The sequence below is a fragment of the Streptomyces mesophilus genome (genome assembly GCF_011044995.1).
Lineage (GTDB): Bacteria > Actinomycetota > Actinomycetes > Streptomycetales > Streptomycetaceae > Streptomyces > Streptomyces mesophilus.
On sequence record NZ_JAAKZW010000099.1, the window covers coordinates 14,186 to 27,692 of the forward strand.

10 protein-coding genes are annotated in these 13,507 nt (G+C 70.6%); 6 read left to right on the plus strand and 4 right to left on the minus strand.

Features of this window, described 5'->3' with window-relative positions:
* Positions 1–178 precede the first annotated feature (178 nt).
* Entirely contained in the window at positions 179–997 is an 819-nt protein-coding gene (locus tag G6045_RS22290; RefSeq protein ID WP_206344047.1) for an IclR family transcriptional regulator, read from the minus strand.
* Between the two features lie 289 nt (positions 998–1,286).
* On the opposite strand from G6045_RS22290, the gene G6045_RS22295 reads away from it, so the two are divergent.
* Positions 1,287–1,607, plus strand: coding sequence for a bifunctional 3-phenylpropionate/cinnamic acid dioxygenase ferredoxin subunit (locus G6045_RS22295; RefSeq protein ID WP_165333818.1), 321 nt, complete (start codon positions 1,287–1,289; stop codon positions 1,605–1,607).
* A 60-nt stretch (positions 1,608–1,667) separates the two neighbouring features.
* Here G6045_RS22295 and G6045_RS22300 read toward each other — a convergent pair whose 3' ends face one another.
* Positions 1,668–2,093, minus strand: coding sequence for a hypothetical protein (locus tag G6045_RS22300; protein WP_165333819.1), 426 nt, complete (start codon positions 2,091–2,093; stop codon positions 1,668–1,670).
* 453 nt (positions 2,094–2,546) lie between these two features.
* Between G6045_RS22300 and G6045_RS22305 the strand changes: the two genes are divergently transcribed.
* The 5 genes from G6045_RS22305 to G6045_RS22325 all read left to right on the plus strand — a co-directional run bounded on the left by G6045_RS22305 (position 2,547) and on the right by G6045_RS22325 (position 10,717).
* Positions 2,547–5,411: a sensor histidine kinase gene (locus G6045_RS22305; protein WP_165333820.1), complete on the plus strand. Its 2,865-nt coding sequence runs from the start codon at positions 2,547–2,549 to the stop codon at positions 5,409–5,411.
* Positions 5,408–5,848: a roadblock/LC7 domain-containing protein gene (locus tag G6045_RS22310; RefSeq protein WP_165333821.1), complete on the plus strand. Its 441-nt coding sequence runs from the start codon at positions 5,408–5,410 to the stop codon at positions 5,846–5,848. Before G6045_RS22305 ends, G6045_RS22310 begins: the two co-directional genes overlap by 4 nt.
* Positions 5,849–5,857: 9 nt before the next feature.
* Positions 5,858–6,253: a DUF742 domain-containing protein gene (locus tag G6045_RS22315; protein ID WP_165333822.1), complete on the plus strand. Its 396-nt coding sequence runs from the start codon at positions 5,858–5,860 to the stop codon at positions 6,251–6,253.
* A gap of 42 nt (positions 6,254–6,295) precedes the next feature.
* Positions 6,296–9,901 (plus strand): hydantoinase B/oxoprolinase family protein, encoded by a 3,606-nt coding sequence (locus G6045_RS22320; protein ID WP_165333823.1) that lies wholly within the window; start codon positions 6,296–6,298, stop codon positions 9,899–9,901.
* A gap of 210 nt (positions 9,902–10,111) precedes the next feature.
* A complete protein-coding gene (locus G6045_RS22325; RefSeq protein WP_165333824.1) occupies positions 10,112–10,717 on the plus strand; it encodes a GTP-binding protein in 606 nt (201 codons plus the stop codon).
* A gap of 174 nt (positions 10,718–10,891) precedes the next feature.
* Here the strand turns inward: G6045_RS22325 and glpK are convergent, their stop codons facing one another.
* Both glpK and G6045_RS22335 read right to left on the minus strand, forming a co-directional pair.
* The gene (gene glpK / locus G6045_RS22330) at positions 10,892–12,406 is read right to left on the minus strand and encodes a glycerol kinase GlpK (protein ID WP_165333825.1); all 1,515 of its coding nucleotides are present in this window, start codon (positions 12,404–12,406) and stop codon (positions 10,892–10,894) included.
* Positions 12,407–12,430: 24 nt separating this feature from the next.
* Positions 12,431–13,159, minus strand: coding sequence for an MIP/aquaporin family protein (locus tag G6045_RS22335; protein WP_165333826.1), 729 nt, complete (start codon positions 13,157–13,159; stop codon positions 12,431–12,433).
* Between the last annotated feature and the right edge of the window lie 348 nt (positions 13,160–13,507).

The window sequence follows — 13,507 nt, forward strand, 5'->3', positions numbered from 1 at the left end:
CCACCTGTTGCGCTCTGCACGTGGTGTTGCGCGATGAGAGACATAGTGGGAACGGCGTGAGGAAGCCGTCAAGAGGGCAGCGGCCTTGGTTCTACGAGGTGTTGATCGCCGAGCCCGGGCGGAGGGACCGCTGCAGCGCGCACCCATCAGGACACCGCACCGTGTACCCAACCGGTCCCTACAGCGCGTACCCCATCCGCCGCGACAGCTCATCCGCCCGGTCCACCGCCCGTTTGGCCAGCTCACGCAGGCGCTCCTCGGTCAGCCGGTACACCGGGCCCGAGATGCTGAGCGCCCCGATGACCTTGCCGTCATGGGCCCTGACGGGAGCGGCCACCGCGGTCAGGCCGATCTCCAACTCCTCCATCGCAAGCGCGAATCCGCGCTCCTCGACCGACCGCAGCTCGTCGCGCAGCGCCACCGCCCCGGTCACCGTACGGTCGGTGAACCGCGGCAGCGTCCGCGCGAGCACCCCCTCGCGCAGGGCCGGCGGCTGATGGGCGAGCAGCACCTTGCCGCTGGACGTGGCGTGCAGCGGGGTGCGGCGGCCCAGCCAGTTCTGGGCCGTGACCGAGGCGGAGCCCCGGGCCTGCATGATGTTCACCGCCGCGTCGTCGTCGAGGACCGCGATATTGACCGTCTCGCCCAGCTCGTCCGCGAGTTCGCGGCACAGCGGCGCGCCCTCCTGCGAGATGTCGAGCCGCACGGCCGCCGCGCCCGCGAGCCGCAGCACGCCCGCGCCCAGGAAGTATTTGCCGCGGTCCTGTGTCTGCGCGACCAGGCCCCGGTTCTCCAGGACGCCGAGCAACCGGAACGCCGTCGAACGGTGGACGTCCAGCTCGTCGGCGATCTCGCTGACGCCCGCCTCGCCCTGCGCGGCCAGGATCTCGAGCACGCTCACCGCGCGTTCGACGGACTGCACCGAACTCGGCTGTGACCTGGGCGACTTGTCCGCACCGGAGCCTTCTCGCGGGGTCCGGTCCCGCCTGCTGCTCATCGCTAGCTGGTCACCCCCAGGCGGCCGGTCATGGCCGCTTCTGCGGGAAGTGCTTGACGTGATGCGCTCCCCGCGCGGATTCTGTTGCGCAGAGCGCTCCTCAACGCGCCCTGCGCAACACGATGTTACCGAAGGGTCGTACCGGCGGTACCCGCGCGGAGACGTCTACCTGCCGAACCGCCCCTGTCTCCCGTACCGGCGACATCTCGGAACGTCCATCTCTCGGAACGTCCGCACCTCGGAACATCCACCTCTCCGATCGTCCACGTCCGACCGCACAGGGGGGCTCATGATTCCCGTCTGCCGCTTCGACGACCTCCCCGACGGCGAAGCCGTCCGTATCGAGACCGAGCCGCCGATCGCCGTCTTCCACAGCGACGGCGAACTGTTCGCCCTCGACGACACCTGCACCCATCAGGACGCGTCCCTGTCCGATGGCTGGATCGAGGACTGCCGCGTCGAATGCCCGCTGCACGCCGCCTCGTTCGACCTGCGCACGGGGGAACCGATCTGTCTTCCCGCGCGCGTCCCGGTCCGTACGCACCGGGTGGCCGTGATCGACGGCGTGATCCATGTGGAGCCGCCGGCCGAGGCGGAAGGCGTGGCCTGAGCCGTGTGGGCCGGGACGCATGGGGTCCCACCCGTACGTCCCGGGCCACACGCGCGGAGGTCACACCCGTACGCCCGCGACCTTCCCTTGCGTCTGCGTCCCTGGCCGCGCCCGCGCCGGCTCACGCCCGGTACGCCGAGCCTGCCGGCGCGCCTGGCGCCGCTCCTTGCGCAGCCGTCGCGCGGTGCTGCGCGGGGTCGACACCACGCCGTGGCGCTGATTCCACACCTGGCGCGTCACCCAGACGTCCAGGACGCCCCACGTCGACACCACCGTGCCGCCCACGCTGCCGAGCACCATCGGAAACGCCAGCGACGATCCGGCCACGGTGCAGAAGAACGCCACCGTGGTCGCGATCAACGTCAACGACGCCAGGATCACCGCCCGTACCGCCGCCGTGCGCACCGGATCGGGCAGTCTGCGCCGCCCCACCGGGTCGTCGACCCACAACTCGTGGTCCGGCCCCCGTCGATCCGCCGTCCTCATCAGCACGTCACTCCACTCCCCACAGCCGGACGCGTCCGCTCCTTGCCGGGTCCGACTCATCAGTGGCTGCCCGGATTTGACCCGGTTCACTCCGCCGTCCCGCGGAGCGTCGTCCTGCCGAGTGCCCCGTCTTCCCTCACGTAAGGACGAACGAACCCCTCTGAAGATTCCCGGAAGATTCACAGCCGCCCGAAGCACTTCGACAGCGCTTCGACGGTCAGCGGACGAGTAATTCCGGCCAAGACCCAGAAAGTTATGGCCTGAAGTTCACGGGTGGTGTCCACCCCTAGGCAGGTGTCGATGTGGCGGTAAGGGCGGACAACTCGGTACGTGCCGCCGCCCGTCGGGCTCAAACGGATGTCGGACACCCCTTCGAGTTGTTCGAGTGGCAGTAGTAGGCTCGCGCCGTTTCTGACGTCGCGCCTGCTGTAGGGCGCCGTTCTGGGGGAGGCCATGCGCTTTCGCGGGAAGTCCATCCGCCGGAAGATCGTGGCGTTGCTCCTGGTGCCGCTGCTGTCGCTCACCGTTGTCTGGGGATACGGCACGTATGTGACCGGCCGTGAGGCGGTTCAACTGCTCGATGTGGCCACGGTCGTGGACGAGATCGGTTATCCGCTGGACGACACGATCCGGGTGATCCAGGAAGAACGCCGACAGACAGCGGTCCATCTGGCCGACCCTGACGATCCGAAGGTGCGCACGAATCTGAGTGACCAGCGGACCCTCACCGACAAGCTGGTGGAGCGGATCCGCTCCTCCGCCGAGGACGAGGATGTCCGTGACCTCATGGACGCGGCCTCGGCCCGTCGGCTCGACGCGATCGTGGAGGCCTTCGACACACTGGAGTCGCTGCGCCGTTCCGTCGACGACGGACAGACCAGCCGCAGGGGCGCCGTCGACCTGTACACCCGGCTCATCGACCCGTGCTTCACGTATCTCATGGGCACGTACGCCATGGACAACCTGGAGGCGGACCGTGAGGCCCGGGCACTGATCACCCTGGCGCGCGGGCGTGAACTCCTTTCCCACGAGGACGCGTTGGTGGCCTCCTCGCTGCGCGCGGACCGGCCGGAAAGCTCGGACTGGACGCAGGCGGCCGCGCTGATCGCGCAGCGCGAGGTGCGCTACGACAGCGGCCTCGAAGCGCTGCCGCAGGACGAACAGGACCGGTTCGAGCGCTTCTGGAGTGGTGCGTTCGCCGCGCCGCTGCTCGAGGCGGAGAAATCACTCGTCGCGGCCGGCGCGGAGCGGCCGCGTGGCCTGAACCCGAAGGTCTGGGACGCCGCGGCCGGCCGTGCGCTCGACGATGTCGGCGACCTCACCAAGGCGGCGGGCGACCGCTACAAGGAGCGCATCGAGCCGGTCGCGATCGGCGTGCTCGTCAAGGCCGTGCTCGTGGGCTTCTTCGGTCTGCTCGCGCTGGTCTTCGCCCTGGTGATGTCCATCCGCATCGGCCGCGGCCTCGTCCGCGACCTCACGCATCTGCGCGACGACGCCCATGACGCGGCCGCGGTGCGGCTGCCCGGTGTGATGCGCCGCCTCGCCGCGGGCGAGATGGTCGACGTGGAGACCGAGGCGCCGCTCCTCGAGCACGACACCGACGAGATGGGCCAGGTCGGCCAGGCGCTCAACACCCTGCAGCGCGCCGCCGTAGACGGCGCCGTGAAGCAGGCCGGCATGCGGCGCGGGATCTCCGAGGTGTTCGTGAACCTCGCCCGCCGCAGCCAGGTCCTGCTGCACAAGCAGCTCACCCTGCTCGACACCATGGAGCGCAGGACCGAGGACACCCAGGAACTCGAGGACCTGTTCCGCCTCGACCACCTCACGACCCGGATGCGCCGCCATGCCGAGGGCCTGGTGATCCTCTCCGGCGCCGCGCCGTCCCGGCAGTGGCGCAAGCCCGTGCAGCTGATGGACGTGGTCCGCGCCGCCGTCGCCGAGGTCGAGGACTACGAGCGCATCGAGGTGCGCCGCCTTCCGCGGATCGCCGCACAGGGCACGGCCGTCGCCGACCTCACCCACCTGATCGCCGAACTCCTGGAGAACGCCACGGTGTTCTCGCCGCCGCACACCGCCGTCCAAGTGGTGGGCGAGCGCGTCGGCAGCGGCTTCACGCTGGAGATCCACGACCGGGGCCTGGGCATGACCTCCGACCAGCTCCTCGAGGCGAACCTGCGGCTCGCGGAAACCCCGGAGTTCGAGCTGTCGGACACCGACCGGCTCGGCCTGTTCGTGGTCAGCCGTCTGGCGCAGCGCCAGCACGTCCGGGTTTCGCTGGCACCTTCACCGTACGGAGGGACCACCGCGGTCGTCTTCATCCCGGAGGCGCTGCTCACCGACGCCTCCGACACCGACGGCTCGGGGCTGCGCGTCGACCTCGACGCCCTCGAACGGGACGCGGACCGCAGGGCGCGCCTGGCCCAACTGTCGCTGCCGCCCAAGCCGTTGGAGGAGCAGCTCCTGGACGGTCCGGTGGAACTCGAGTCGCCGCTCGGTCTGGAGGCGCTCGACGCCGCGCCGGGAGCGGCGGACACCGCCCCCCGTGGCGTGCTCGGCCGGCTCGGCGGCGCCCTGGACATCGAGGACGAGGACAGCGAGCGCGGCGGTCTGTTCCGGCCGCGCCGGCACCTCTCCGAGGCCGCGGGCGAACAGCACCAGCAGGCGCGGGAGCCCGGTGGTGAGGCCGTGCGCCCCGCCGGCGGCGCACCGCGTGGCGTGGACGGCCTGGTGCCGCTGCCGCGCCGCCGTACGCCCAAGCTGGTCAGCTCGCACGGCCGCACGCTGTCGCAGCCGGCGCGTTCCGAGCCGTCCGAGGCCGAACCGGCCAGCGACGACCGGAGCTCTTCGCCCGTCACCGGCCGGAGCCCTGCGCCTGCCGAGGACCGGACCGCTTCGCCCGTCGACAGCCCGACCCAGATCCTGCCCCGCCGCGTCCGCCAGGCCAGCCTGGCGCCGCAGCTGCGGACCGCGGAGGCCCCCGCGCCCCCGGCCGAACCGGCCGCGGACCGCGATGCCGACGAGGTGCGCAGCCGGATGGCCTCGCTCCAGCGCGGCTGGCAGCGCGGTCGGGTGGAGACGGGAGAGACCCCCACGCCCGTACGCGAGGCAGCACCCGCGCCCGTACGGGAGGAAGCACCCGCGCCCGTACGGGAGGAAGCGCCGGCGCCCGTACGAGAAGAGCGGACCCCCGCCCAGGAAGCGGCCGCTCAGGAGCCCCCCGCACGCCACGCCGCCGATCCGGAGGCCGCCGCACCGCCGGCGGACGAGCCGGTGGCGGCCGAAGACACCAGCACCACACCCGAGGGGAACGGTCGATGACCACACCGAGGACCGGAGCACAGCCCACAGGCCTGCGTACGTCCGGTGAGCTGAACTGGCTCCTGGACGATCTGGTCGACCGGGTCGCCAGCATCCGCAAGGCACTTGTGCTCTCCAGTGACGGTCTGCCGACCGGCGCCTCGCAGAATCTCACCCGCGAGGACAGCGAGCACCTCGCCGCCGTCGCCTCCGGGTTCCACAGCCTCGCCAAGGGCGTCGGCCGGCACTTCGAGGCGGGCCGGGTCCGCCAGACCGTGGTGGAGCTGGACGACGCGTTCCTGTTCGTGACCGCCGCGGGCGACGGCAGCGCGCTCGCCGTCCTTTCCGCCGCGGACTCGGATGTGGGGCAGGTCGCGTACGAGATGACGCTCCTGGTCAAGCGGGTGGGTGTGCATCTGGCGACCGCGCCGCGTACCGATCTGCCCGCGGGAGGGTAGTAGGAGGGCATGAGCGACGACGGCAGCGCGAACCCGCACTGGTACGACGACGACGCCGGCCCGGTGGTGCGCCCCTACGCGATGACGCGGGGCCGCACCGCCGGTGCGGCGCGCCACCAACTCGATCTGATCGCGCTGGTGGTGCCCGAGCCGTCCGCCGACGACGCGGAGGCGGACCAGACCCTGTCGCCCGAGCACGTCGACATCATCGACCTGTGTCTGGACGCCCCGCAGTCGGTGGCGGAGCTGGCCTCGTCGCTCGATCTGCCGCTGGGTGTCGTACGGGTGCTCATAGGCGACCTCGTGGAGGACGAACTGGTCCATGTCACCCGGCCCGTTCCACCGGCCGAGCTGCCGGACGAGAGTATTCTGCGCGACGTGATCACCGGGCTGCGCGCGCTCTGACACCGGGCACGGCCTGGCCCCGCGCCGGCAGAGGAGTCCCACGTGGCAGACGAAGCGCACGGTCCTGGCTGGCAGTTCTGGATCGACCGAGGCGGCACCTTCACCGATGTCGTCGCCCGCCGACCCGACGGGACGCTCGTCAGCCATAAGCTCCTCTCGGAGAACCCGGGCCGCTACGACGACCCGGCGGTGGCCGGCATCCACGAACTGCTCGGCGACAAGCCGGACCTGACGCGGATCGACGCCGTACGCATGGGCACCACGGTCGCCACCAACGCCCTCCTGGAACGCAAGGGCGCCCGCACCCTCCTCGTCATCACCAAGGGCTTCCGGGACGCGCTGCGCATCGCGTACCAGAACCGCCCGCAGATCTTCGCCCGCGAGATCGTCCTGCCGGAGCTCCTGTACGAGCGCGTCATCGAGGCCGACGAACGCCTCGCGGCCGACGGCACGGTGCTCACGCCGCCCGACCTCGGCGCGCTCGAAGGGCCGCTGCGGCAGGCCTACGAGGACGGCATCCACGCGCTCGCGGTCGTGACGATGCACAGTCACCTCCATCCGGAGCACGAACAGGCCATCGGCGACCTGGCCCGCCGGATCGGGTTCCCGCAGATCTCGCTCTCCAGTGAGGTCAGCCCACTGATGAAGCTCGTACCGCGCGGTGACACGGCCGTCGTCGACGCCTATCTCTCACCCGTCCTGCGGCGCTACGTGCGCCAGGTCGCGGATCAACTCCCGGGCGTACGCCTGATGTTCATGCAGTCCAACGGCGGCCTCACAGAAGCCGGCCGGTTCCGGGGCAAGGACGCGATCCTGTCCGGGCCGGCCGGCGGCATCGTCGGCATGGCCCGGATGTCCGAACTGGCGGGCTTCCGGCGGGTCATCGGCTTCGACATGGGCGGCACCTCGACCGATGTGTCGCACTACGCGGGCGCGTACGAGCGGGTCTTCACCACCCAGATCGCCGGGGTCCGGCTGCGTGCCCCCATGCTGGACATCCACACCGTCGCCGCGGGCGGCGGTTCGGTGCTGCACTTCGACGGCAGCCGCTACCGCGTCGGACCCGACTCGGCGGGCGCGGACCCCGGTCCGGCCTGCTACCGGCGCGGCGGCCCGCTCACCGTCACCGACGCCAACGTGATGCTCGGCCGCGTCCAACCGGACCATTTTCCCCGGGTGTTCGGGCCCGACGGCGACCAGCCGCTCGACGCCGCTCTCGTACGGGAGCGCTTCACCGCGCTCGCCGAGGAGATCCGTGAGCGGACCGGTGACGAACGGACCCCCGAGCAGGTCGCCGAGGGCTATCTGCAGATCGCCGTGAACAACATCGCGGGCGCCGTCAAACGGATCTCCGTCCAGCAGGGCCACGACGTCACCCGCTACACCCTGACCACCTTCGGCGGCGCGGGCGGCCAGCACGCCTGCGCCGTGGCCGACTCGCTGGGCATCCGCACCGTCCTCGTCCCCCCGATGGCCGGTGTCCTGTCCGCGCTCGGCATCGGACTCGCGGACACGACGGCGATGCGCGAGCAGTCCCTCGAAGCACCCCTGGAAGAGTCGGAGATGGGGCGCGTACGGGAAACGGCCGACGCGCTCGAAGCGGCAGCCCGTGCCGAGCTGCGGGCCGAGGGCGTGCCCGAGGACCGGATCCGCATCACCCGCCGCGCCCAGGTGCGCTACGACGGCACGGACACCGCGCTCACGGTCGGCCTCGGTCAACCGGCAGCCATGCGCGAGGAGTTCGAGGAGCGGCACCGTGTCACGTACTCCTTCACGCTGCGGCGCCCTCTCGTCGTCGAGGCGCTCTCCATCGAGGCCACCGGACTCACGGACGCCCCCGATCTCGTGGGCCTCGCCCCGGCGGGCGCGGGCGAGCCGCAGCGGGTCCGGCTGCACACCGCGGGCGCCTGGCGCGAGGTGTCGCTGCACCGGCGCGAGGAACTGCCCGCAGGGCGGACCGTGCGCGGCCCGGCGGTCATCACCGAGGCCAACGCCACCACCGTCGTCGACGAGGGCTGGCAGGCGGCGCTGAACGCCGACGGACATCTGGTCATGGAGCGGACCGTGGAGGCCGGAGGGCTCAAGGCGACCGCCGAGGCCGACCCCGTCCTCCTCGAGGTGTTCAACAACCTCTTCATGTCGATCGCCGAGCAGATGGGCGCCCGCCTCGAATCCACCGCCCAGTCCGTGAACATCAAGGAGCGGCTCGACTTCTCCTGCGCCCTGTTCGACCCGGACGGCAATCTCGTCGCCAACGCGCCCCATATCCCGGTCCACCTGGGCTCGATGGGCACGTCGGTGAAGGAGGTCATCCGGCGCCGCGGCGACGCGATGCGACCCGGCGACGCCTACGCCGTCAACGACCCGTACCACGGCGGCACCCACCTGCCCGACGTCACGGTGATCACGCCCGTGTTCGACGGCGGCGGCCCCGCGGGCGAGGAGGAGCAGATTCTCTTCTACGTGGCCTCGCGCGGCCATCACGCGGAGATCGGCGGCATCGCCCCCGGCTCGATGCCCGCGCACAGCCGTAGCATCGACGAGGAGGGCATCCTCTTCGACAACTGGCTGCTCGTCCAGGGCGGCCGCTTCCGCGAGCAGGAGACCCTGGAGCTGCTCACCCGGGCCCCGTACCCCTCCCGCAATCCGGCCACCAACCTCGCCGACTTCCGCGCCCAGATCGCCGCCAACGCCAAGGGCGTCGAGGAAGTCACGCGGATGATCGAGGACTTCGGTCTCGACGTCGTGCAGGCGTATATGCGCCACGTGCAGGACAATGCCGAGGACTCCGTACGCAGGGTCGTCGACGCCCTCGACGACGGCGCGTACGCCTACGAGACGGACCTGGGCGCCACGATCCGGGTCGCCGTGCGCGTGGACCGCGAACAGCGTACCGCCACCCTGGACTTCACCGGTACATCGGCCCAGCTCGCGGGCAACTTCAACGCCCCGTACGCCGTCGTGAACGCCGCGGTCCTCTACGTCTTCCGCACCCTCGTCGCCGACGACATCCCGCTCAACGACGGCTGTCTGCGCCCGCTCAGGATCATCGTCCCCGAGGGCTCCATGCTCTCCCCGCGCGCGCCCGCCGCGGTCGTCGCCGGCAACGTCGAGACCTCCCAGGCCATCACGGGCGCCCTGTACGCGGCGCTCGGGGTACAGGCCGAGGGCTCGGGGACCATGAACAACGTGACGTTCGGCAACGAACGCTTCCAGTACTACGAGACGGTGGCCTCCGGATCCGGCGCGGGCGAGGGCTTCGACGGCGCACCCGTCGTTCAGACCCATATGACGAACTCGCGCCTGACCGACCCCGAAGTCCTCGAATGGCGCCTGCCGGTGCTGCTCGAGGAGTTCTCCGTACGGCGGGGGAGCGGCGGAGCCGGCAGGTGGCGCGGCGGTGACGGGGCGCTGCGGCGGATCCGGTTCCGTGAGGCGATGACGGTGTCGACGCTCTCCGGCCACCGGCGTGTTCCCCCGTACGGCATGGCGGGCGGCGCCCCCGGCGCGCTCGGTGCGAACCGGGTCGAGCGCGCCGACGGAACGGTCGAGACGCTCGACGGCAGCGACAGTGCCGAACTCGCCCCAGGAGACGTGCTGATCGTCGAGACGCCCGGCGGCGGAGGCTACGGCGGCCCGGGCGGCTGATCCACCGAGGTCGCATACCGGTCGAACGGGACCGAGGCCGACCGCCGGACGACCGGTAAGCGGCCGGGAAGCGATCGCCCGTGAAACCGTTCTGCACAGGATCACCCACCCCCGGTGAACCGCACAGCGCACGCCGATAGAGTCAGGGAGGACGGAACTGCCTTACGTATCAAGGACGTTCCGGGTAACCGGCGATCAGGAGTGGAGAAGATGGTCCTCGGGCGTACAGGGCACCGACAGGCCCCGGTCGAACCGGTCACACTCAAGATCCTCGTGGCCGGCGGATTCGGTGTCGGCAAGACAACCCTCGTCGGAGCCGTCAGCGAGATCCGCCCGCTGCGCACCGAGGAGCTGCTCAGCGAGGCCGGGCGCCCCGTCGACGATCTGGCCGGTGTCGAGCGCAAGGTCACCACCACCGTCGCCATGGACTTCGGGCGCATCACGCTCCGCGACGACCTGGTGCTCTACCTCTTCGGCACGCCGGGGCAGGACCGCTTCTGGTTCCTCTGGGACGAGCTCGCGCAGGGCGCGCTCGGCGCCGTGGTCCTCGCGGACACCAGGCGCCTGGAGGACTGCTTCGCGGCCGTCGACTACTTCGAACGGCGCGGCATACCGTTCATGATGGCCGTCAACTGCTTCGAGGGCGCGACCCGTTACCCCGGGGACATGGTCCGCCAGGCGCTCGACCTCGACGAAGAGGTGCCGGTCGTGCTCTGCGACGCCCGTAAGCGGGAATCCGCGAAGAACGTGCTGATCAGCCTGGTCGAGCACGCCATGACGAGGGTGTCGGAGTCCCGCCAGCCCGCCGCCACCTGAGGCCCTGCGCCGGACGTGGCCCGCGCAGGGCCGACGGACCGCACACGCCGTCGGCCCGCACACGCCGTCGGCCCGCACACGCCGTCGGCCCGCACACGCCGTCGGCCCGCACAGGCCGACGGCCCGCACCCCCGCCGACCGGGGTACGAGCCGCCGACATCCGGGCGCCGGGCCTCAGCCCTCGCCGTCCTCCTGCCAGCCGAAGCTGCGTTCCACTGCCTTGTGCCAGTTGTGGAACTCCTTCTCGCGCGCGTCCGCCGCCATCTGCGGAGTCCACTCGGCGTCCTTCTGCCAGTGCGCCTTGAGCTCGTCGAGGTCGTTCCACACCCCGGTCGCGAGCCCCGCCGCATAGGCCGCGCCGAGACAGGTCGTCTCGGAGACCTTCGGGCGTACGACGGGCACACCGAGCACATCCGCCTGGTGCTGCATCAGCAGATTGTTCTTGGTCATCCCGCCGTCGACCTTCAGTGTCGTGATGTGCACACCGGAGTCCTGGTACATCGCGTCGACGACCTCACGCGTCTGCCAGCTGGTGGCCTCGAGGACCGCGCGCGCGAGGTGTCCCTTGGTGACATACCTCGTCAGACCCGTGATCACACCCCGGGCGTCCGAGCGCCAGTAGGGCGCGAACAGACCGGAGAACGCGGGCACGATATAGGCCCCGCCGTTGTCCTCCACGCTCGCCGCGAGCGTCTCGATCTCGTCCGCGTTGCGGATGATGCCGAGCTGGTCGCGGAACCACTGCACCAGCGCACCGGTGATCGCGATCGAGCCCTCCAGGCAGTAGACCGGCGCCTCGCCGCCGATCTGGTAGCCCATGGTGGTGAGCAGCCCGTTCTTCGAAGGCACCGGCCGGTTACCGGTGTTGAGCAGCAGGAAGCTGCCCGTCCCGTACGTGTTCTTGGCCGTGCCGGTGTCGTAGCAGGCCTGCCCGAACACCGCGGCCTGCTGGTCGCCCAGCGCGGAAGCCACCGGCACCCCGGCGAGCTGGCCGACCGCCGTGCCGTACACCTCGGCCGAGGACTTGATCTCGGGGAGCACGTCTTGCGGGACGTTCATCGCCGACAGGATCGAGGTGTCCCACTGCAGGGACTCCAGGTTCATCAGCATGGTGCGCCCGGCGTTGGTGACGTCGGTGACGTGCACGCCGCCGTCCGTGCCGCCGGTCAGGTTCCAGATCAGCCAGGAGTCGATCGTGCCGAAGGCGATCTCTCCCCGCTCGGCGCGTGCCCGCAGGCCCGGCACGTTGTCGAGCAGCCAGGCCGCCTTGGGCCCGGAGAAGTAACTGGCCAGGGGCAGACCGGTGGCCTCACGGAAGCGGTCCTGGCCGTCCGTACCACCGAGTTCGTTGCACAGCGCGGAGGTACGGGTGTCCTGCCAGACGATCGCGTTGTGCACCGGCTTGCCGGTGGCGCGGTCCCAAAGGACCGTCGTCTCCCGCTGGTTGGTGATGCCGAGCGCGCTCAGATCGCTCGCGCGCAGTCCCGCCTTGGCGAGCGCGCCGGCCACCACGGCCTGCACCTTGGACCAGATCTCGGTCGCGTCGTGCTCGACCCAGCCGGGCTTGGGGAAGATCTGGCGGTGCTCTCGCTGGTCGACGGCGACGATCGCGCCGTCCTGGTCGAAGATGATGCAGCGGCTCGAAGTGGTGCCCTGGTCGATCGCCGCTACGTGCTTACGATCCGGCATGGGTTCCCCTTTTCAGAAGGCTGCTCAGAACGCTGCGTTGAAGATGAGCCCTGCGAGTGCACCGCCGATCAGCGGTCCGACGACCGGCACCCAGGCGTAACTCCAGTCGGAGCCACCCTTGTTGGGGATGGGCAGCAGGGCGTGGGCGATGCGCGGGCCGAGGTCACGCGCCGGGTTGATGGCGTACCCCGTCGGGCCACCGAGCGAGAGACCGATGCCGACCACCAGGAACGCGACGACCAGCGTGCCCGTGCCCGACGTCCCGAGCCCCTCGTTCATACCGAACGCCAGGATCGGCAGCACCAGACCGATGGTCGCGATGACCTCGGTGACAACGTTCGCCACCGGGTCGCGGACCTCGGGGCCGGTGGCGAAGATCCCCAGCGTGGGCTGCGCCTTCTCCTCCTCGGCATTGGCCTGGAACTGCGCGTAGTACGTCAGCCAGCACAGCACGGCACCGAGGATGGCGCCGATCATCTGCCCGAGGACGTAGAGGTGAACCTGGTCCCATTCCCCTGATTCGATGGCGATCCCGAGGGTGACCGCGGGGTTGAGGTGCCCGCCGGAGAGCGGGCCCGCGGTGTACGCACCCGCGAGCACACCGAAGCCCCAGCCGAAGGCGATGACGACCCACCCGGCGGCTTTCGCCTTGGAGTGGTGCAGCGTGACGGCGGCGCACACACCGGCGCCGAAAAGAATCAGAATCGCGGTGCCGATGATCTCACCGACGAAGACGTCCCCATTCGAGTACATGGCGGCTCCCTTGGCCCTAGCCCGGGGCCAGTCGCCCCGGTCCTCCGTGCAGGGTGCGATTCGCACGGCTGCGCCGAGGGCAAGGGGAGTCCACCCCGCTCGGCGTCCGTGACGAGCGTGCCGTAGCAGCCGAATCGCCCGTGGGGGATGGCCTTTTGACCAGGCAGATGCCCTGAAGGCGGCTTGACATCATGGTGCGGCGATGCCGACTGACACCCGGAAGTGTTCACCGCGCCTGAGGGAGCGTCAAGGTCGCGGACACGTTCAGCCCGGCCGGCGTTTGAGGCCATCCGACCGAAGGTCGGATTCCGGGGTCCGGGGCGCAGCCCCGGTTTCGGGAAGGGGCGG